General features: G+C 62.1%; 18 protein-coding genes. 10 read left to right on the forward strand and 8 right to left on the reverse strand.

Features of this window, described 5'->3' with window-relative positions:
• Window positions 1-28: 28 nt before the first annotated feature.
• Both FJW10_RS26230 and FJW10_RS26235 read right to left on the reverse strand, forming a co-directional pair.
• Window positions 29-730 (reverse strand): phosphatase PAP2 family protein, encoded by a 702-nt coding sequence (locus FJW10_RS26230; RefSeq protein ID WP_140834751.1) that lies wholly within the window; start codon window positions 728-730, stop codon window positions 29-31.
• Window positions 731-747: 17 nt separating this feature from the next.
• Window positions 748-1086 (reverse strand): hypothetical protein, encoded by a 339-nt coding sequence (locus FJW10_RS26235; protein WP_140834750.1) that lies wholly within the window; start codon window positions 1084-1086, stop codon window positions 748-750.
• 232 nt (window positions 1087-1318) lie between these two features.
• Between FJW10_RS26235 and FJW10_RS26240 the strand changes: the two genes are divergently transcribed.
• Together FJW10_RS26240 and FJW10_RS26245 are read left to right on the forward strand one after the other, a co-directional pair.
• The gene (locus tag FJW10_RS26240) at window positions 1319-3316 is read left to right on the forward strand and encodes a PhoX family phosphatase (RefSeq protein ID WP_140902242.1); all 1998 of its coding nucleotides are present in this window, start codon (window positions 1319-1321) and stop codon (window positions 3314-3316) included.
• Window positions 3317-3757: 441 nt separating this feature from the next.
• Window positions 3758-4795, forward strand: a complete 1038-nt coding sequence (locus FJW10_RS26245) for a phosphatidylglycerol lysyltransferase domain-containing protein (protein ID WP_140902243.1) — start codon at window positions 3758-3760, stop codon at window positions 4793-4795.
• Between the two features lie 54 nt (window positions 4796-4849).
• Here FJW10_RS26245 and FJW10_RS26250 read toward each other — a convergent pair whose 3' ends face one another.
• The 6 genes from FJW10_RS26250 to FJW10_RS26275 form a co-directional block, all read right to left on the reverse strand.
• Window positions 4850-5629: an ABC transporter permease gene (locus FJW10_RS26250; RefSeq protein ID WP_140709343.1), complete on the reverse strand. Its 780-nt coding sequence runs from the start codon at window positions 5627-5629 to the stop codon at window positions 4850-4852.
• A complete protein-coding gene (locus tag FJW10_RS26255) occupies window positions 5626-6552 on the reverse strand; it encodes an ABC transporter ATP-binding protein (protein ID WP_140645889.1) in 927 nt (308 codons plus the stop codon). Before FJW10_RS26255 ends, FJW10_RS26250 begins: the two co-directional genes overlap by 4 nt.
• Window positions 6553-6813: 261 nt before the next feature.
• Window positions 6814-8517, reverse strand: a complete 1704-nt coding sequence (locus FJW10_RS26260) for a phospholipase D-like domain-containing protein (RefSeq protein WP_140902244.1) — start codon at window positions 8515-8517, stop codon at window positions 6814-6816.
• 668 nt (window positions 8518-9185) lie between these two features.
• On the reverse strand, window positions 9186-9929 hold the full coding sequence (msrA, locus tag FJW10_RS26265; RefSeq protein WP_140902245.1) for a peptide-methionine (S)-S-oxide reductase MsrA: 744 nt from the start codon (window positions 9927-9929) through the stop codon (window positions 9186-9188).
• A gap of 136 nt (window positions 9930-10065) precedes the next feature.
• Window positions 10066-10323, reverse strand: a complete 258-nt coding sequence (locus tag FJW10_RS26270; protein ID WP_140902246.1) for a hypothetical protein — start codon at window positions 10321-10323, stop codon at window positions 10066-10068.
• Between the two features lie 87 nt (window positions 10324-10410).
• Window positions 10411-11103, reverse strand: coding sequence for a DUF1223 domain-containing protein (locus FJW10_RS26275; RefSeq protein WP_140902247.1), 693 nt, complete (start codon window positions 11101-11103; stop codon window positions 10411-10413).
• Between the two features lie 169 nt (window positions 11104-11272).
• On the opposite strand from FJW10_RS26275, the gene lepA reads away from it, so the two are divergent.
• From lepA to FJW10_RS26320, 8 genes are all read left to right on the forward strand, one after another.
• Window positions 11273-13078, forward strand: coding sequence for a translation elongation factor 4 (gene lepA, locus FJW10_RS26280; RefSeq protein WP_140902248.1), 1806 nt, complete (start codon window positions 11273-11275; stop codon window positions 13076-13078).
• A gap of 1134 nt (window positions 13079-14212) precedes the next feature.
• Window positions 14213-15517, forward strand: a complete 1305-nt coding sequence (locus FJW10_RS26290) for an HD domain-containing protein (RefSeq protein WP_140902250.1) — start codon at window positions 14213-14215, stop codon at window positions 15515-15517.
• 4 nt (window positions 15518-15521) lie between these two features.
• Window positions 15522-16046, forward strand: a complete 525-nt coding sequence (locus FJW10_RS26295) for a hypothetical protein (RefSeq protein WP_140902251.1) — start codon at window positions 15522-15524, stop codon at window positions 16044-16046.
• A gap of 120 nt (window positions 16047-16166) precedes the next feature.
• Window positions 16167-16679 carry a hypothetical protein gene (locus tag FJW10_RS30570; RefSeq protein WP_181177670.1) on the forward strand — a complete coding sequence of 171 codons (513 nt, stop codon included), beginning with the start codon at window positions 16167-16169 and terminating at the stop codon, window positions 16677-16679.
• Entirely contained in the window at window positions 16676-17200 is a 525-nt protein-coding gene (locus tag FJW10_RS30575; protein WP_181177671.1) for a hypothetical protein, read from the forward strand. Before FJW10_RS30570 ends, FJW10_RS30575 begins: the two co-directional genes overlap by 4 nt.
• Before the next feature lie 274 nt (window positions 17201-17474).
• Window positions 17475-17822, forward strand: coding sequence for a hypothetical protein (locus FJW10_RS26310; RefSeq protein ID WP_140834738.1), 348 nt, complete (start codon window positions 17475-17477; stop codon window positions 17820-17822).
• A 150-nt stretch (window positions 17823-17972) separates the two neighbouring features.
• A complete protein-coding gene (locus FJW10_RS26315; protein WP_140834737.1) occupies window positions 17973-18599 on the forward strand; it encodes a CDGSH iron-sulfur domain-containing protein in 627 nt (208 codons plus the stop codon).
• Window positions 18600-18700: 101 nt separating this feature from the next.
• Window positions 18701-19075 (forward strand): endonuclease domain-containing protein, encoded by a 375-nt coding sequence (locus FJW10_RS26320; protein ID WP_140902253.1) that lies wholly within the window; start codon window positions 18701-18703, stop codon window positions 19073-19075.
• Window positions 19076-19194 lie beyond the last annotated feature (119 nt).

The following is a 19194-nucleotide window of genomic DNA, read 5'->3' on the forward strand; positions in this document are numbered from 1 at the left end:
CCCTCATTTGGCATAGATGAAACATTGGTTATTCGCTATCCGTAACAACCTTGCGTCGCTGCACCAGGCGTGCCGCAAGCCAGCACAGCATGGCCCATGCGAAGCCCGCGCACCAGCCGGCAAGCACGTCGGACGGCCAGTGCACGCCAAGATAGACGCGGCTGGCGCCGATCAGCACCGTGGTGAGCACGGCAAGGCCAAGCACGAAGACTTTCGTCCTGCGGTCCGGCAGGAAGCGGGCGGCCAGCGAGCCGAGGGTCAGATAGGTCACCGCCGACAGCATCGCGTGGCCGCTGGGGAACGAGAGCGAAGTCTCGGTGACGAGATGCGAGACGAGATCGGGGCGCGGCCGGTCGACCTCGAATTTGAGCAGGCTGGAAAGCACTTGCCCACCCGCCACGGCCGCGAACATGAACAGAGCGGTCAAGGGTCTGCGGATCAAGAGCAGATAGACGATCGTCGCCGTCGTGATCAGCACCAGCACAGCGGTGCTGCCCAGCGCGGTGACGTCGCGCACCGCGCCTTCGAGCCAGGGTGGACCGATTGGACTGTCCGGCTGCCCGGCATGGCGGAAGGCAAGCAGGATTTCCGTGTCGAAGGCATGTGGCGTGGTGGCGCGCGCCACCTCAATGAGCTCCACCAGGCCCCATAGACCGCCGGCAATCACCAGCCCGGCCAGCAGCACCGGGAATTCCATTTTGTTAAGCAGCGCGTTGGCGGTCGATTTCATTCGGGCCTTGGGTCCAGCTACAGCCGTTGGATATAGGGCCCAAGCGTGATCAGCGCGACGGCGGCGATCGCCAGCACCATGCCGGTCGCTTGCAAACCGTTGAGCCGCTCGCCGAAGAAGGCGAGCGCCACGACATTGACCGCGACAAGCTGGATCACCGCTGACAGGCTGAACGACACCGACATGCCGAATTCGCGCACCAGCCGCAGCATGATCAGATTGCCAGCCGTGTAGAGCGCCAGGGTCAAAAAGAGCTTGGCCAGGCTCGGCGCCATCCCCCAATGCTTGGCCGCCATCGCCGCCAGCAGGAACATCACCGTCGAAATGCCGAGCTGCCCCAGTCCCCAGAAACTCACCTGTCGTCCCCTTCTTGAAGCGCCGTCGCCACGCCGGCCGCAGCCCTTGTTTCCGAAGCGGGCGAGACCGTCAAGCCGGGTGATGGAGGATAGGGCGAAAGCCGCGGGCCGACATCGACGACTTCGCCAATCACCGAGGGGTACGTCGAAGCCATGTCACGAAAATGTGATCGGCGCGCTTTAGGGGTCGAAAGGTCAAAATCCCAGCCACCTCAAGAAGCCGAGGAATCCCATGACCGTGACCCCTGAGACCCGCTTCCGCACCAGCCAGCTCGAGGAAAATGACGGCCCGCCCGTCAACCCGACCGACAACCGCACCATGGGCGAGATCATCGCCGCGCGTTTCTCGCGCCGCGGCTTTCTCATGGGCTCGCTGGCCGTCTCGGCCATTGCCGCCACCGTCAGCCCGCTGGCGCTGATCGCCGCCGACGAGGCGCGCGCCGCAGAGGCTTCGGCTTTCAAGTTCGACGAGCTCGAGGCCGGCATCGACGACAAGCACCATGTCGCGCCGGGCTATGACGCCGACGTGCTGTTGCGCTGGGGCGATCCGCTGTTCGCCGACTCGCCGGAGTTCGATCCGGCAAAACAATCGGCCGAAGCCCAGGCCAGGCAGTTCGGCTACAACAACGACTATGTCGGCTATATCCCGATCGATGGCTCCGCCGAGCACGGCTTGCTGGTCGTCAATCACGAATACACCAACCCGCATCTGATGTTCCCCGGCATCGTCTCGATCGTCGAGAAGGACGGCAAGAAGGCCGCCGAGGTGGCGCCGCTCTCGAAGGAGCAGGTCGATGTCGAGATGGCCGCACATGGCGGCACAATCGTCGAAATCCGCAAGCAAGGCGGCAAGTGGCAGGTCGTGCGCGACGGCAAGCTCAACCGCCGCATCATGTCCACCACCGAGATGGCGCTGTCCGGCCCGGTCGCCGGCCACGATCGCGTCAAGACCAATGCCGACCCGTCCGGCGCGAAGGTCATCGGTACCGTCAACAACTGCGCCGGCGGCGTCACGCCCTGGGGCACCTATGTGATGGCCGAGGAGAACATCCACGGCTATTTCTCGGGCGAATTGCCGGAAGGCCACAGGGAGGCCGCCAACTACAAGCGCCTTGGCATTCCGGAAGGCGCCTATGAGTGGGGCGCGCATTACGACCGCTTCAACCTCGCCAAGGAGCCGAACGAGCCCAATCGGTTCGGCTGGATCGTCGAGGTCGACGTCAACGATCCGGCGTCGGTGCCGAGGAAGCGCACCGCCATGGGCCGCTTCAAGCATGAGGGCGCCGAGTCGATCGTCGCCAGGGACGGCCGCGTCGTCTTCTATCTCGGCGACGACGAACGCTTCGACTATGTCTACAAATTCGTCACCGCCGGTAAGTTCAATCCCGATGACCGCGCGGCCAACATGGACCTGCTCGACGACGGCACGCTGCATGTGGCGAAGTTCGCCGAGGACGGTTCGGTCGAATGGATCCCGATCGTTTTCGGTGAAGGCCCGCTGACGGCGGAGAACGGTTTTGCTTCCCAGGCCGACGTTCTCATCGAGACGCGGCGCGCCGCCGACCTGCTCGGCGCCACCAAGATGGACCGGCCGGAGGACATCCAGCCCAATGCCGGCAACGGCAAGGTCTACGTCATGCTGACCAACAACACCAAGCGCAAGGCCGAGCAGGTCGACGCCGCCAATCCGCGCGCTGGCAACGCCTTCGGCCACATCATCGAGATCGTCGAGGAAGGCGGCGATTTCGCCGCGACCAAGGGCAAATGGGAGGTGCTGTTGAAATGTGGCGATCCGTCGGTGGCCGATGTCGGCGCCACCTTCTCCACCGCGACCACCGCCCATGGCTGGTTCGGCATGCCGGACAATTGCGCCGTCGATTCCGCCGGGCGCCTGTGGGTCGCCACCGACGGCCAGGGTCCGAAGGCCACCGGCCGCACCGACGGCCTGTGGGCGGTCGATACCGAGGGTGACGCGCGGGCAACGTCGAAACTGTTCTTCCGCGTGCCGATCGGCGCCGAGATGTGCGGCCCGCTGTTCGCGCCTGACGACCAGACGGCTTTCGTCGCCGTCCAGCATCCGGGCGACGGCGGCGAGGACTGGGAAGGCTTTGGCCGTCCGTCCCATTACGAAGACCCGTCGACCCGCTGGCCGGACTTCAAGCCGGACATGCCGGTAAGGCCGTCGGTCGTCGCGATTACGAAGCAGGGCGGCGGCAAGATCGCGGTGTGACCTCGAGAGGGAGGATTTCGATCGATCCGAAATCCTCCCCCTTCCGTCATCCGGCGCATTGAAGCATTGCCATGTTCATCCTGTTCCTCGGGCGGAAGCCGATCGACTCGTAAAGCCGATCGTCGCCGCATCGCTGTCATAGGCGTGCAGGTAGGCAACCTCGCCGCGCGCCGAAGGGGCCGGGCTTGGTGAGAGACGCGAGCAAGCAGCGCCACGCTACGCGTCACGCCCGGTTGCGCGACGCCGAGGATTGCGCCAAAACCGACGCGCGCATGGCGCGTTTCGCGCGGTCGATGGACGATACTGGACGCTTTCGGACGTTTGCCCTTCATTCGCCGCCAATTGCATCCTATATCGCGCTGGCGCGACGTGGCCGGCAGCGGTCGCCAGCGATTCGCGACCTGAGGGCGGCAGGTCATCCATTCTTGGCATGCGGAGCTCATGGCGCCCCTGCGCATCTATTTCGACAGGCTTCTCGACGCCGTGGCGCCCAAGGTTCCGCGGCGCGAGTTGACGGATGCCGAACGCCTGGCGCTGGTGCGCCGCCATGGCGATTTCTCGCTCGCCTACTCCACGGCCGTGCAGCAGAAACTGTCCTATTTCAGCGATGGCGACGGCTACATAGCGTTCGGCACCAAGATGAGCCGCCATTTCGCGCTGGGCGATCCGGTGGCCGACCCGGCCGACCGCCCGGCCTATATCAAGCGCTTCGTCGAGGCCGCCGGCGGCCCGTGGTTCGTCCAGGTCGGCGCCGACACCGCCAAGGTGCTGGCCGGCCTCGGCTACCAGGTCAATCGCCTCGGCATCGACACCAGGCTGCTTTTGCCGGCGCATGATTTTTCCGGCAAGCGCAACGAAACCGTGCGCTATTCCGAGCGCTGGCTGACCAAGAAGGGTTTTACCCTCGCCGAGGACAAGGGCGACAGGCTGCTCGAGGAGATCAAACAGCTTTCCGCCGACTGGCGCAAGGAGCGCATCATCAAGCGCTGGGAGATGGGTTTCCTCAACCGCCGCTTTTCCGAAGAGCTCGGCGCCGACATGCGCCGCTTCCTCCTGCACAGCCCCGAAGGCCGGCTTCTCGCCATTCTCGATTTCGACCCGCTGTTCCGCGACGGCAAGGTGGTCGGCTACACCACTTCCTTCAAGCGCAAGCAGGTCGACGCGACGCCGCATGCCGAAATCGGCTTGACCAAATTCGCCGTCGACCGCTTTCGCGAGGAAGGCATCTCCGAGGTGACGCTCGGTCTCTCGCCGCTGCTCGACATCGAGCCGAGCGGTTTCGCCGAATCGAGCTTCTGGCGCGGGGCCTTCCAGCGCGCCTACAACTCGCCCTGGGTCAACCGCTCGCGCTTCAACCTGCAGGGCCAGGCCGCGTTCAAACGCCGTTTCCACGGCGTCGAGGAGCCGACCTATATCGCGTTCCGCAAAGGAACTTTCGTGGAAATGCTGGGGCTGCTGCGCCTGCTGAAGGCGATTTGAAGGAGGCTGTATTTTCCTCGCCGCCGCTTCGTGGGGCGAGGAACTGAAAGTCCGTCAGTTCCTCAACCGGTAGCCCGTCTTGAAGATCCACGCCACGATCGCGATGCAGATGGCCAGGAACATCAGCGTCATGCCGAGGCTGACGCCGACCGAGACATCAGCCTTGCCGTAAAAACTCCAGCGGAACCCGCTGATCAGGTAGACGACCGGATTGAACAGCGTGATCGTCTTCCAGATGCCCGGCAGCATGTGGATCGAATAGAAGCTGCCGCCGAGGAAGGTGAGCGGCGTGACGATCAGCAGCGGCACCAGCTGCAGTTGCTCGAAGGTCTTTGCCCAGATGCCGATGATGAAGCCGAACAGGCTGAAGGTCACCGCCGTCAGCACCAGGAAGGCGATCATCCAGAATGGATGCTCGATCCTGAGCGGCACGAACAGTGCCGCGGTGGCCAGGATGATCAGGCCGAGGATGATCGACTTGGTCGCGGCGCCCCCGACATAGGCGATGATGATCTCCAGATAGGAGACCGGGGCCGACAAAAGCTCGTAGATCGAGCCGACGAATTTCGGGAAATAGATGGCGAAGGAGGCGTTGGAGATCGATTGCGTCAGCAGCGACAGCATCATCAGGCCCGGCACGATGAAGGCGCCGTAGGCGATGCCGTCGATCTCGTTGATGCGCGAGCCGATCGCCGAGCCGAAGACGACGAAATAGAGCGATGTCGAGATGACCGGCGAGATGATGCTCTGCAGCACCGTGCGGAAGGCGCGCGCCATCTCCACCCGGTAGATCGCCCATACCGCACGAAAATTAGGGGCAGCGCGCAGGTTCATGGCTCTTGCCTCAGAAGATTGACGAAGATCTCTTCGAGCGAGCTGTTCTTGGTGTCGAGATCGCGGAACTGGATGCCGGCCGCCTCGAGGTCGCGGATCAGCGAGGCGACGCCCGGACGGTCGCTCTGGTTGTCATAGGTGTAGGTGAGCTGGTTGCCGTCGTCCGACAGCTCCAATGAATAGTGGGAAAGCCCGTCCGGAACGGCGGCAAGCGGCGCGCGCAGTTCCAGTTTCATCTGCTTGCGACCGAGCTTGCGCATCAGTTCGGCCTTGCCTTCGACCAGGATGATCTCGCCCTTGTTGATGACGCCGACGCGGTCGGCCATCGCTTCGGCCTCTTCGATGTAATGCGTGGTGAGGATGATGGTGACGCCGTCTTCGCGCAGGCGCCGCACCATCGCCCACATGTCCTGGCGCAGTTCGACGTCGACGCCCGCGGTCGGCTCGTCGAGGAACAGCACGCGCGGCTCGTGCGACAGCGCCTTGGCGATCATCAACCGGCGCTTCATGCCGCCCGACAGAGTGATCGCTTTCGAGTCCTTCTTGTCCCACAGCGAGAGGTCGCGCAGCACTTTTTCGACGAAGGCCGCGTTGGGCGCCTTGCCGAACAGGCCGCGGCTGTAGTTCACCGTCGCCCAGACCGTCTCGAAGGCGTCGATGGTCAGCTCCTGCGGCACCAGCCCGATCAGGCTGCGCGCCGCGCGATAATCCTTGCCGATGTCGTGGCCGTCGACGCTGACGCTGCCGGAGGAACGGTTGACGATGCCGCAGACGATCGAGATCAGCGTCGTCTTGCCGGCGCCATTCGGCCCGAGCAGCGCGAAGATCTCGCCGCGCTCGATGTCGAGATTGATTTCCTTCAGCGCCTTGAAGCCGGTGGCATAGGTTTTCGTGACACCGGAGATCGAGATGATGGATGACATGCTGAAATATGGCCGGCTGGAAAAGGTCACCTGATATAGGTCGGATGCCGCCCGGTGCAACCATGAATCGACGCCGTTGCTGACAGTTCTGGACAGGGAGGAGGTTCTTTCTCCCCGTTTACGGCGAGAAATGCAAGGCAGGGGCAATGAGGGGCGGCGCTGACCTTGTCAGGCAAAGCGATGGGGCGCCAAATTCCTACGCCGGTGCTGCCCCTCATCCGCCCTTCGGGCACCTTCTCCCCGTAAACGGGGCGAAGGAAATCAGGTCTGCGCCGTCCAGAACGCGATCTCCTGCGCCTTGGTCCTGAGCTCGGTCTTCAGCCATTGATCGTCGTCGTCGAGGTAGCTCCACGGCGTCCTGCCCAGCGCCCGCATCTCACGGATGTAGGACCGGTAGCGGTAGTGGCTGTAGACCGACATTGCGTATGTGGCATAGGCGGCGGCAAGCTTCCTGTGGCCGCGCACGATCACCAGGTTCTCGTCGTTCTTCTCGCTCGCCGGCGCCGAGAAATTGTGGCTGCCGGTCACCACCACGCAGTCGTTTGAATGCGGGTCGGTCACCAGGATCTTCGAATGCACGATGGCGTGGCCGATCTGCGACAGGAAGGTCCGCCGGTTGACCTCGGCGATCCATGGCCCGAGCGGCGCGTCGAGGCCTTGCGGCTGCGCCACCGCGTAGCGGTCGGGCGTGAATTTCCGGTCGCTGCTCACCAGGTCGATGTCGAGGAAATTCTGTTCGGTGCCGCCCTCGTTCGCGCTCAGCGTCGAGACCACGCCACGCACATACATGCCCTTTTCCCTGGCGCGCTGGCCGGCCAGCATATGCAGCCCCTGCTTGCCCGGCGTGAACATCAGGAACAGCACGGCCTGCCTGGCCGATGTGATCACATCGCGCAGCGCCGCCATGTCGGCTCCGTCGGAGGTGCGGGTGAACCAGACGGTCGCCTTGGCGGTACCGACCGTGAAGGTTTTCGGCGCGTTGTTGTCCGTCATCAGCGCCGGCGTGAAATTGGCCGGGTCGGTCTTCGGCGGCGAGGCATCCTTGAGCAGGTCCCAATGCTTGCGGAAATGCTCCGCCACCGCCGCGTCCTCGATCAGCAGGCCGTTGTTGACCTGCGTGCAGAGGCCGGTCGTGCTCCAGTTGGTGCTGCCCGTCCACACCTGCTTCGGCTCGCCGTCTTGCGACACCACGACGAACTTGTTGTGGCCGAGGCCTTTCGATTTCAGCATCCGGTCGATGGTCGCGATGCCGTGGTCGTTGAGGTTCTTGCGCGCGTCCTTGTTGCCGTCGCCGCTTTTGTCGGAGCCGTTGGCGAGGATGAGATGGAGCCGCGGCCCGAGCCCGATCAGCGCGGTCTCCAGCGTCGCGTCGCCGAGTTCGTAGAGTGCCGCATGCAGTTCGTCGCCGGCGCCTTGCGTCAGCCCGACCATGCGCAGCCCCAGATCGCCTTCCAGGAAAGCGCGGAACTTTGCGTCGCCATTGGTCTGCAGGCTCTTCTTGAAGGCCGCCGGCGAGAGCTTGTTCTTGGCCATGTAGCGGGCGACGAATTGCGACAGCACCAGGCCGCGGTTGAAGTAGCAGGAAAAGCCGCCGCCGGCGTCGGTGGCGAGCGTATGCCAGTCCGTCCAGTCGCTCGACACGCCCTTGGTCAGCGGCTTGCCGGGGCCGGCGCTCATCATCGCGGTCACCCGGTAGCGCACCACATTGCCGACATCGGCCGCATGGTCGGTCCAGTTGAAGCGCTGGAACGGCCACACGTCCGACGGCCGGTGGTCGCCCGATTTCGGCTTGTCCTTGGTGAAGCCGACGCGGTTCTCGACGGGCTCGATCTTCTCGGTCGCGCCGGCCTTGCGGCCGCGCTCCAGAAGGAAGCCCCGACATCCGGCGATGAAGTCGCTGGGCGCCCAGGCGACGAAGGCGTCGTCGCCATTGGTGTAGACGGAGACTTTTATGTCGATGGCCATCTGTCGTTCCTCCCCATCTGTTGTTGTTCCCAAAGCGCGCGGCCGGCATGTCCGCTCATCAAGGCAGCCAACAAGAATCCGCCCCGGAAACAGGGTCCCGGATCAGTTGAAACAGAATGTTCGAAAGGTGACGGCGATGATTATGGGACGGCAGAAGATCGGATGTCAATGTTCTGCAGTGTCAAGTATAATTCTATGAACTGCTTCACACTATGTTCTGTTTGCCAGCAAAACAAAGGGCGGATGGTTTTCGCGGATCCATCAAGACCGGCCTGGAGCAATTCCAGGAAAGTGCGAGCAGCGAGGTTGCCATCGGGGCCTCACCGTTCCTTTCCGTGAAGTCGGCACAAACGCTGGGGATTGGCGGAAGCCTCCCAGCCTCGTCATTCCAGGGCGGAGCAGCCGCGAAGCGGCGTCGCGCAGACCCTGGAATCCATTCCGTGACTTTGATCGAAGAGCGCAGCGGAGCAGAATTCTGCACCGTAGCAGCGCTCGGACGTCACGGAATGGATCCTCGGGTCTGCGCGCGTCGCTTCGCTCCTTGCTCCGCCCGTGGATGACGATCGCGATGGGCGTTTCGGCCAATCGCCAAGGCATGCCATCCGCCCCACGCGGACATTTACCCGACGATCGAAATCCCTGCGCTACGGAACCCGGCCGGCGTTTCGTCAGCTCTTGCTGGAGGCCAGCACGAGCACAGGCTTCTCGCTGAAAAGCTGCGGGAACAGCGACTTCAAATTCTCGATCTTGGGCAGGTCGTTGTAGACGATATAGGGATAGGTCGGGTTCAGCGTCAGGAAGTCCTGATGGTAATCCTCGGCCGGGTAGAAGGTCTTGCCGGTTTCGAGCGTGGTGACGATCGGCTTGCCGAACACCTTGGCCTTGTCGAGCTGGTCGATGTAGCTCTCGGCGACCTTCTTCTGCTCGTCATTCTCGGCGAAGATCGTCGAACGGTACTGCGTGCCTGAATCCGGACCCTGGTAGTTGAGCTGCGTCGGATTGTGCGCGACCGAGAAATACACCTGCAAAAGCTGGCCGTAGGTGACTTTCGCCGGGTCGTAGGTGATCTCGACGGATTCGGCGTGGCCCGTGCGGCCGGTGCCGACGACTTCATAGACGGCGTTTTCGGCGCTGCCGCCGGTATAGCCGGAAACGGCCTTGCTCACGCCCTTGACGTGCTGGAACACGCCCTGCACGCCCCAGAAGCAGCCGCCGGCGAAGATCGCCTTCTCGGTGCCGCTCGCCGCCTTCTCATCCATCGCCGGCGGCGGGATCACCACCGCGTCCTCGGCCGAGCGGGCCGGGCTCTGCCAGAAGACGGCCGCCGCGACTGCCGCAAGGCCAAGCGCTGCAACCGCGCCGCGTGCGAAAAATGGCGATCGCCGCGCGGCCCTTGTCTCGATGCCGTTCATGTCCTGATCTCCTTGCTGTTGCCCCAGTATATACGAACGAAGCCGCCGGGAGGTTCTCACTTTGCCGTGCGGCGGCTTACGGCCGACGGCGCCCCCCCGCTCCGTCTCGGAGCGGGGCTGCGCTATCCTACGCGGCTTACTGTGCCGGCTTCATCGCATCCGCCGGCTTCATGGCATCCGTGGCCGGTTTCATCGCGTCGGTGGTAGCCGGCTTCATCGCCTCGGTGCTCATCGCGTCGGGCTTCATGGCATCGGCCGGCTTCATGGCATCCGTCGCCGGCTTCATGGCGTCGGTCGCCATCGCATTGGTCGTGTCGTCGGCGCGGGCGCCGGCGACGAAGACGGCAGCGGAAAGCGCGAAGGCGAGTGCCGGCAGGGTCAGATATTTGGTCATGATAGTCTCCTTGGGTTTTGGCGCGCGGAAGCGGGCCGGGTTATGCGTTGCCGCTGTCATGCGGCCCCGCGCGTAGGGAAAAAGAGATCAGTTGGCGGCCGCGGCCAGGATCGGTCCGCCGCCTGGCGCCTGCACCAGCACCGCGGTGTTCAAGCCGCCGGTGGCGGCCGGCAGCGGCAGCGTGGTGGCCTCGCCGTTCCAGCTGCCGAGCTTCGTCAGCACATGCACGACATTGGCGTGCGGCAGGGTGCGGCCGGTGTTCTCGCCGCGCGCCACCGGCACCTCGACGACGCCTCTCGTGTAACGCACCAGCCAGATGTCGGCGCCGCCGCCCGGCGCCTTGCCGGCGCCGATGCTGACCTTGGCCTTGTCGAGCGAAAGCTCCGGACCCTGGGTGTGGCCGCCCTTGGCAATCAGGCTCTGGATCTCGCCGGGCGCCGCGCCCACGCCGTCGCGCCTGCCGTTCACCACCACTTGCGGCGTGAACGGTCCGTCCCGGCCGAGCGACGGCTCGTAGGTCACCTGGCGATCGGTGAACTCCTTGCGGCCGAACGTATCCTTCCAGCCGAGATAGTCCCAGTAGGTGACGTTGAACGACAGCGCCAGCACGCCCGGCTGGTCCTTGACCTTGATCAGGTTGGCGTTGGCCGGCGGGCAGGACGAGCAGCCCTGGCTGGTGAACAGCTCGACCACGGTGAGCGGCTGCGCCGAAGCGGCGCCGAGCGTGGCGGCGAGCATCACCCCGGCGAGCAGGGCGGTCCTTGTTGTCGATCCGGTCATGGGAAGCAGTCTCCGTTACGGCGGGTCATGCTCCCATTTCGCCGGGGTGGAGAGGTTCGTTACAGCTTCACCGGTTTGTGATTGGGGCGCTTCCCTTCTCCCCGCGAACGGGAGAAGGAAAAAGTCCCACCGCTTGCCCCTCAACCCTGCCCCTGCTAAAGCGCGCCGCATGACGACGCCCCTCGACCACATCCGCAATTTCTCCATCGTCGCCCACATCGACCATGGCAAATCCACTCTTGCCGACCGGCTGATCCAGCTCACCGGTGGGCTGGAGGCGCGCGACATGAAGGAACAGGTGCTCGATAGCATGGACATCGAGCGCGAGCGCGGCATCACCATCAAGGCGCAGACGGTGCGGCTGAAATACCGCGCCAACAATGGCGAGGACTATATCCTCAACCTCATCGACACGCCCGGCCATGTAGACTTCGCCTATGAGGTGTCGCGTTCGCTCGCCGCCTGCGAGGGCTCGCTGCTGGTGGTCGACGCCAGCCAGGGCGTCGAGGCGCAGACGCTGGCCAATGTCTACCAGGCCATCGACAACAACCACGAGATCGTCGTGGTGCTGAACAAGGTCGACCTGCCGGCGGCCGAGCCCGAGCGCATCCGCGAGCAGGTCGAGGAGGTGATCGGCCTCGACGCCTCCAACGCGGTGCTGATCTCGGCCAAGACCGGGCTTGGCGTGCCGGACGTGCTGGAGGCGATCGTCCACCAGCTGCCGCCGCCGCGCGAGGGCGACATCAACGCCCCGCTGAAGGCCATGCTGGTCGACAGCTGGTACGACGCCTATCTCGGCGTCATCGTTCTGGTGCGCATCATCGACGGCGTGCTCAAGAAGGGCCAGACCATCCGCATGATGGGCACCGGCGCCAAATATCTCGTCGAGCGCACCGGCGTCTTCACGCCGGCCCGTATCAATGTCGATGAGCTCGGCCCCGGCGAGTTCGGCTTCTTCACCGGCTCGATCAAGGAAGTGGCCGATACCCGCGTCGGCGACACCATCACCGAGGACAAGCGCCAGACCGCGCATGCGCTGCCTGGCTTCAAGCCGGCGCAGCCGGTGGTGTTCTGCGGCCTGTTCCCGGTCGACGCCGCCGATTTCGAGGATCTGCGCGCCGCCGTCGGCAAATTGCGTCTCAACGATGCGAGCTTTTCCTACGAGATGGAAACCAGCGCCGCGCTCGGCTTCGGCTATCGCTGCGGCTTCCTTGGCCTGCTGCATCTGGAGATCATCCAGGAGCGGCTGGAGCGCGAGTTCAACCTCGACCTCATCGCCACGGCGCCGAGCGTCGTCTACCGCCTGAACCTCAATGACGGTTCGGTGAAGGAACTGCACAACCCGGCCGACATGCCCGACGTGGTCAAGATCGCCTCGATCGAGGAGCCGTGGATCCGCGCCACAATCCTCACCCCCGACGACTATCTCGGCGGCATCCTGAAGCTCTGCCAGGACAGGCGCGGCATCCAGGCCGATCTCTCCTATGTCGGAAAACGCGCCATGCTGACCTACGATTTGCCGCTCAACGAAGTGGTCTTCGATTTCTACGACCGGCTGAAGTCGATCTCCAAGGGCTACGCCTCCTTCGACTATCACCTGACCGACTATCGCGAGGGCGACCTGGTCAAGATGTCGATCCTGGTCAACGAGGAGCCGGTCGACGCGCTGTCGATGCTGGTGCACCGCACGGCGGCGGAAAAGCGCGGCCGCGCCATGTGCGAGAAGCTGAAGGAGCTGATCCCGCACCATCTGTTCAAGATCCCGATCCAGGCGGCAATCGGCGGCAAGGTCATCGCCCGCGAGACCATCTCGGCGCTGCGCAAGGACGTCACCGCCAAATGCTATGGCGGCGACGTGACCCGCAAGCGCAAGCTGCTCGACAAGCAGAAAGAGGGCAAGAAGCGGATGCGCCAGTTCGGCAAGGTGGATATCCCGCAGGAGGCGTTTATCCAGGCCTTGAAGATGGGGGATTGAGAAGCCGGTCGGCGCGCGCAGCGCGCCAAGCCATCGATCCGGTGAATCGATGGCAGGCTTCGAAAGCGGGGGAGCTGCCGGCAGGCAGCGGCCCCCGCCAGCGCGACGCTGAAGCTGCGCGGTAGAGATTACTCTCCGGGCGGCGGTGTCGGACGATCTTCCGAGGCAGGCCGAGGGCCTTCGCGTGTCGCGGCGATATCCCGAAAAATACTGTCTATGTTTGCGAAGATTAGTTGACCTAGCCCTGCAACATCCGAGGCATCGCCAAGACGGATGGGCCTCATAGTGCGCAAGCACAGAACTGCGATATCGTCCGGTGAGCTAGCCGTGGCCCGATAGGCAGGTTGGAATGACGATAGAATCGCTCGAACCAATCGCTCTTCGAGACGTGGCTTTACCGTGTTCCAAACATGTATTGCGACAAAACTGTCTGCAATCCGAAGGCCAAAATTTGGAGTGAAGGTGACGGAAAACCGCGCCTCAGGGCTTTGCACAGTTACGGGGGCAATGTCCAAGATAGCACCTGGATTTTGAGCTCTCCAAGTTGCGAGCCGCCGCAGACCGAGCTGAGCCGACTGTCTCTCAGGCGGCTGCACAATTGTCATGGCAGCCGCTAAAACATTCTCTAATGACTCCCCGGACATTAGCAGCTGAGAAAGTCGACGAAGGCTATTGTGAAAATCATACCCGCCTTTTTTCGGCGTTGATCTTCGATACAATTCAGTTAGCTGTGGCCGCGCATTCATGTGGACGATGCGCAAAAACGCAGAGATACCGAATGCTGGCATGGAGGCGCCCTCCTTGTTTCGATTCGCACCTTCTAATATATACAGAATTCTTGATTTGTTCTCAAATTTTGACGCGAGTGGGGAGCTTTTGGACGAGCCGAGGCGTGCAGAACCGGATGCGTCAGTTCGGCAAGGCGGATATTCCACAGGTGGCGTTCATCCAGGCGTTGAAGAGGCGGGATTGAGGGGAAGGTGGTGCGGGGCGCGCCAAGGAATCCGCCCGGCAAGTGCTCGACCGTAACTTCTGCCAGTTAATTATTGACCTATATAGATCGCAACTATGAAATGAGTTGCAGGAAAGATCATTTTGATATCGACTGCTGGCGTCGAAAATCGAGTCTACTAAATGGAAACACGCGAATTTGAAATACGCGACCCCATTCACGGGATGATTCCGTTTTCCAGTCTTGAGCGTGACTTAATAAACTCGAACGAGTTTCAAAGGCTTAGACGAATTCGGCAGCTGTCTTGGACAGACTATGTTTATCCTGGCGCAATGCATACAAGATTTCAACATACACTTGGAGTCATGCACACTGCTTCAAGAGCTTTTGATGCGCTGGTAACTGATAAAAGCAGCAAGGACATATTGCAAAGTGCGTTCGGCTTGACTGACGGTGTCGCCGAACGGCAGCGGATCATTATTCGATTGGCCGCGCTGGTCCATGATTTAGGCCATTCGCCTTTTTCCCACGCGGGAGAGGGCCTCTTCCCCGTTAAAAGGTCTGCGAAGGGAGGCGACAAAGCGGTCCTGTTTCAGCATGAAGAGTATTCGTCCAAAATATTTGAATATCTAATTTTCCCACTCATAAAAAATCACAAGGATATTGCATCTCGAAGCATTACTCTCCCTGAAATCACAGGCCTTATAGAGAAGTCTCCCCCAAATCCGATGGGAGCGCTTTGCAAGGATATTATTTCGGGTCGCATGGATGCTGACCGTATGGATTATCTACTGAGAGACTCCTACTATTGTGGAGTAAGATATGGGCATTATGAATTTGATCGTTTACTTAATACAATATGCATTTGCGAAGATCCTGAAGATGGGTCTCTTTCGGTCGGGATTAAGGAAGATGGCTTGCACTCAGTGGAGGGGCTTCTGATCGCAAGATACATGATGTTTCATAATGTTTATTTCCATAAAACACGAGTTATATATGATTTCCACTATCAAAACGCTTTAGCGGAGATGCTTAGCAAGAAAGGTTGTTTTCCAAGACCAACGTCGCAGGCGGATATTCAAAAGTATGTAAAATGGGATGACTGGAAGGTGCAGGGCCTTTTGTCGAATGGGGGTGGCGGCGAGCATGGAGAAATGCTTCGTACTCGTAACCACTACCGTCTTGTGTATCACACCAGCGAATCGTTCGAAAATGAGGAGTTAGCCGCGAAAGCATTTGATCGTTTTGATAGGGTCCGGGCGGAAGTCGATAGCACGCGGAGTTATGTCTGGGAGGAAAACAAGTCCTTCGCAGCTGATATCCCCGTTCGGGTCGAAAACGGTGGACTTGTGACCACAAGACCTCTCCTCGAGTTATCGGGCGTGGTAAAATCTTTAAGGCCCCTTAACCAAAAGCGGCTTTATGTGGCATCATCCGCAGCCGAATCGCTAAGAGCCAAAATTCCGTCTATCGTTTTGCAAGGATGACATTGTGGGAACTTCCCGGCAGTACGCGCTGATCGCTTATTTAGCAGAACGGCAGGGGAGAAGCGGACGTTTGGGGAAAAAGGCAGTCCAGAAATTTGTACACATACTTTCGTCTGTTTCGGGTAAGACATTCGGTTATCGTTTCTCGTTCTATACCTATGGACCGTTTTCCAGCACGCTAGCGGCGGATTTGGATATAGCTAATGCTCTGGGATTGGTGAAAGTATCCTACAATTCTCAGGAAAATAGTTACTCTGTTACGGAAACGGGGCGAACGGAAGCATTTGTCGCAGCAAATTTACCTCTGGTTGAGCGGAGGTCTATTGATAAAGTTTGGGATCGATTTTCTGGGAAGAGCGCTAAAGAACTGGAGCTCATTTCAACGATACTTTTTTTATATGATGAAGAGGGTCTATCCGGCGAGAGTGCAGAAATGCGACAACGGGTTCTTGAGCTCAAGCCAAAATATACCTCTTCTGAAGTAAAGCGTGCTCAGAGCGAATTGAGCGATTTGTACGATATAAATTAGGCCACAGGAAAATTTTCATCCCGTGAATGCGCCTACGCAAGACGTCAGCTAATTCCTAACCGACCTTTGCGAGTGCCGCACCTTGGCGTATCCTTCCCCTGGCTCGGGGAAACCTATCACATGCGCGCCACTCTCGATCTTGTCGCCGCGATCGGCCTCGCCATCGGCGGCGCTTTTGGCATGGCGGGCACGTTCGTTGCGAGCGACGCGCTGCGCGAAACGGTCTGGACGATCGACGGCGTCGGCATCGTCGTCGCGAGTGCGCTGCTCACGATGAAATACCAGCGGCTCGGCAATGACCTCGTCGCAGCCGGTTTCCTGACTTTCCTTGTCGGCGAAAGCCTGCTTCTGGCCGGCAACGCGGCGGGCCTGCAGGCCAGCGTGCCTTCCTATGCCGGCGGCATTGCGCTCTGGGCGGCGGGGCTGGTCATGGTCAGCGCGCAGGCCAATTTCGCGCTGTGGATGCGGCTCACGGCTTTCGTCGCCGCTCTGCTCTTCGCCGTCTCGGTCCTCATGATCCTGTGGGGCGCGCCGCTCTTGCCCACCTCCGCGCCTCTGCCGGCGCTCGGCTACCCGTTCCTGGTGCTGACCTTCATCGGCTGGATCTGGACTTTGCTGAAAGCGGAGCGTTGAATCGCGAGGCAATGGCCGCGCCGCTGGAAATCCGCAACAGCCCGTCGGGAAAGATCCTGCCCGCGGTCGGGCCGTTCCTGCTTGGCGGCATCTTCTGCTTCGGCGCGCTGCAGGGCGTGGCCTCCGGCGCGGATGGCGGGCATGTGCTGTGGATCACGCTGCTCGGCGCCGCCTGCCTGGGGCTGGGCGTATTCATCGCGCGCGGCGCCTTCGACACTTCGGTCAAGGTGGTGCTGGATAGCCAGGGTTTCCGCGATGCCCGCGCCGGCGACGTGCTGGTGCCGTGGAGCAAGGTGCGGAGCGTGCGCCTTGCCGCCGGCGGCAAGGGCGCGGCGATGCTCAATTTCGAGCTCACCGAGGAGCCGCCCGACGCAATCCGATATTCCTCCGCCAACGCCTTCGGGATCATGCCCTTCGGCCGGAACATCGTGCATATGGAAATCTCCTCGCTCGACGTGCGCGGCGAGATGATGGTGGATGCCGTGAAGACATTCGCGCCGCATGTGGTGGTGAGGAGGTAGGGCGCGGCCTCGCGCATTGCCAACGTTGCAGAACGGGCGGGGTGCGCAAGCTGCTGATCTCCCCCCTTGCGGGGGAGATGTCCGGCAGGACAGAGGGGGGCGCTGTCCCGCCGGCGTCTCAAAGCTTGGGTACCTCTCCGCACTTCGTGGGACGAGAACTTTATCTGGTGGCGCTGTGATCCTTCGCGCCCCCCTCTGCCCTGCCGGGCATCTCCCCCGCAAGGGGGGAGATTACGCAACCCACCCGTGCTCTACTCCCATCGGGGACCTCGCCATGATTCGCGCTCTGCTCGCCTTCCTCCTTCTCGCCACCCCGGCTTTCGCCGCCGACATGTCGGTGTTCGTGCGCAACCAGCGTTCGGATGGCGTCGCGGTGGAACTGTTCAGCCGTGACAGCCAGAAAGTCTGGCCGGGCGACGACAAGGTGTTCCTCATCCGGCCGAAGGCGCGGAAATCCGTGCCGATCTCCTGCGAGCCCGGCGAGCACATCTGCTGGGGCGCCTGGGTGAACGGCGACGATTCCGTCACCGCCGGCGTCGGCCCCGACAACGACCAGCCCTGCGACACCTGCTGCTTCATCTGCACCGAGCATTCCACCGAGACGGTCGATCTGGCGGAGTAGCGGGGCGCCGCATCTGCCGACTTCTCATGCTTGGTTCCCCAGCTTCGTGGGCGAGGAACCTTGTCGTCCAAGGCTGTGCACTTGCCCCGCTTGACGCCCCTCTCGCCCCCGCCCTAGCCTCGCCTCAACCCAACAGGAGACCCCACCCAGATGGCAGGCACGGTCGAAGGCGAGAAGATCGACGTTTCTTTCAGCGGCAAGCGCTGCATCCATTCGCGCAATTGCGTGCTCGGCAACCCGCATGTCTTCGTGCCCAACGCGCCGGGCGAGTGGATCCACCCGGAGGCGGCGAGCGTCGAGCAGGTCGTGGCGCTGGCGCAGAACTGCCCGTCCGGCGCCATCACCTACACCAGAAAGGATGGCGGACCGCAGGAGAAGCCGCCGGTGGTCAACACCGTGCGGTTGAGGGAAAACGGCCCGCTGGCGGTGCATGCCGAGATCGTGCTGGGCGACGAAACCGTCTTCCGCGCCACGCTTTGCCGCTGCGGCCTGTCGCAGAACAAGCCGTTCTGCGACAACAGCCACATCAAGGCCGGCTTCACCGCCACCGGCGAGCCGCCGCTGAAGGAAGCGCAGGTGTTGGAGGCGCGGGATGGCCCGCTGGCGGTGACGCCCACGGTCAACGGCCCGCTCAAGGTCGAGGGGAATGCCGAGATCGTCACCGGGACAGGACATACGATCGCGCGCACGACCAAGGTGTTCCTCTGCCGTTGCGGGCACTCGGCGAACAAGCCGTTTTGTGACGGGAGCCATAAAAGGGTGGGGTTTGTGGGGTAGGCGTCGAAGCTGCCAATCTCCCCCCTCGTGGGGGAGATGTCCGGGCAGGACAGAGGGGGGCGCCGTAGAGCGCGAACCTTAACAATCACCGAGCGATGCAAATGCCCCATACGCCGCTGCCGCCAAAACACCGCGCCAACGCCAGATCAATGCGCAAGGTGACGACAGTAGCCGAATTGAAGCTTTGGAACGAGCTTCGCGCCCATCGGTTGATGGGCCTAGGCTTCCGGCGCCAGTTTCCGATCGCCGGATATATCGTAGATTTCGCTTGCCCGCAGAAGAAGCTCGTCGTCGAGGTCGACGGGTCTCAGCACGGAGAAGCCGATGCCGTCGCAGGCGATGAGGCACGGACTGCGCGGCTGGAGAAAGGTGGCTGGACCGTTCTGCGGTTCTGGAACGAAGATGTTATTCGCGACATCGATAATGTTTGCCAGCATATCGGCACCGTGACCGGGCTTGGAAGTCCATCCGAATAACGCGGTCAGGTCAGCGGGACAGCGCCCCCCTCTGGCCTGCCGGCCATCTCCCCCACAAGGGGGGAGATCAGCTCCACCCCCTGGCCCACCCCTCCCGCCTTTATCGGCCAGCCCGTATC

The organism is Mesorhizobium sp. B4-1-1 (assembly GCF_006439375.1).
In the GTDB taxonomy this organism is placed as follows: domain Bacteria; phylum Pseudomonadota; class Alphaproteobacteria; order Rhizobiales; family Rhizobiaceae; genus Mesorhizobium.

Excerpts from the sequence above, each read along its gene's own strand:
- FJW10_RS26245 (WP_140902243.1), top strand. The coding sequence starts at position 3,758 with ATGGCGCCCCTGCGCATCTATTTCGACAGGCTTCTCGACGCCGTGGCG.
- FJW10_RS26260 (WP_140902244.1), bottom strand. The coding sequence starts at position 8,517 with ATGGCCATCGACATAAAAGTCTCCGTCTACACCAATGGCGACGACGCC.
- FJW10_RS30570 (WP_181177670.1), top strand. The coding sequence starts at position 16,167 with ATGCGCGCCACTCTCGATCTTGTCGCCGCGATCGGCCTCGCCATCGGC.
- FJW10_RS26275 (WP_140902247.1), bottom strand. The coding sequence starts at position 11,103 with ATGACCGGATCGACAACAAGGACCGCCCTGCTCGCCGGGGTGATGCTC.
- FJW10_RS26320 (WP_140902253.1), top strand. The coding sequence starts at position 18,701 with ATGCCCCATACGCCGCTGCCGCCAAAACACCGCGCCAACGCCAGATCA.
- msrA (WP_140902245.1), bottom strand. The coding sequence starts at position 9,929 with ATGAACGGCATCGAGACAAGGGCCGCGCGGCGATCGCCATTTTTCGCA.
- FJW10_RS26290 (WP_140902250.1), top strand. The coding sequence starts at position 14,213 with ATGGAAACACGCGAATTTGAAATACGCGACCCCATTCACGGGATGATT.
- FJW10_RS26230 (WP_140834751.1), bottom strand. The coding sequence starts at position 730 with ATGAAATCGACCGCCAACGCGCTGCTTAACAAAATGGAATTCCCGGTG.
- FJW10_RS26240 (WP_140902242.1), top strand. The coding sequence starts at position 1,319 with ATGACCGTGACCCCTGAGACCCGCTTCCGCACCAGCCAGCTCGAGGAA.
- FJW10_RS26250 (WP_140709343.1), bottom strand. The coding sequence starts at position 5,629 with ATGAACCTGCGCGCTGCCCCTAATTTTCGTGCGGTATGGGCGATCTAC.
- lepA (WP_140902248.1), top strand. The coding sequence starts at position 11,273 with ATGACGACGCCCCTCGACCACATCCGCAATTTCTCCATCGTCGCCCAC.
- FJW10_RS26310 (WP_140834738.1), top strand. The coding sequence starts at position 17,475 with ATGATTCGCGCTCTGCTCGCCTTCCTCCTTCTCGCCACCCCGGCTTTC.
- FJW10_RS26270 (WP_140902246.1), bottom strand. The coding sequence starts at position 10,323 with ATGACCAAATATCTGACCCTGCCGGCACTCGCCTTCGCGCTTTCCGCT.
- FJW10_RS26315 (WP_140834737.1), top strand. The coding sequence starts at position 17,973 with ATGGCAGGCACGGTCGAAGGCGAGAAGATCGACGTTTCTTTCAGCGGC.
- FJW10_RS26255 (WP_140645889.1), bottom strand. The coding sequence starts at position 6,552 with ATGTCATCCATCATCTCGATCTCCGGTGTCACGAAAACCTATGCCACC.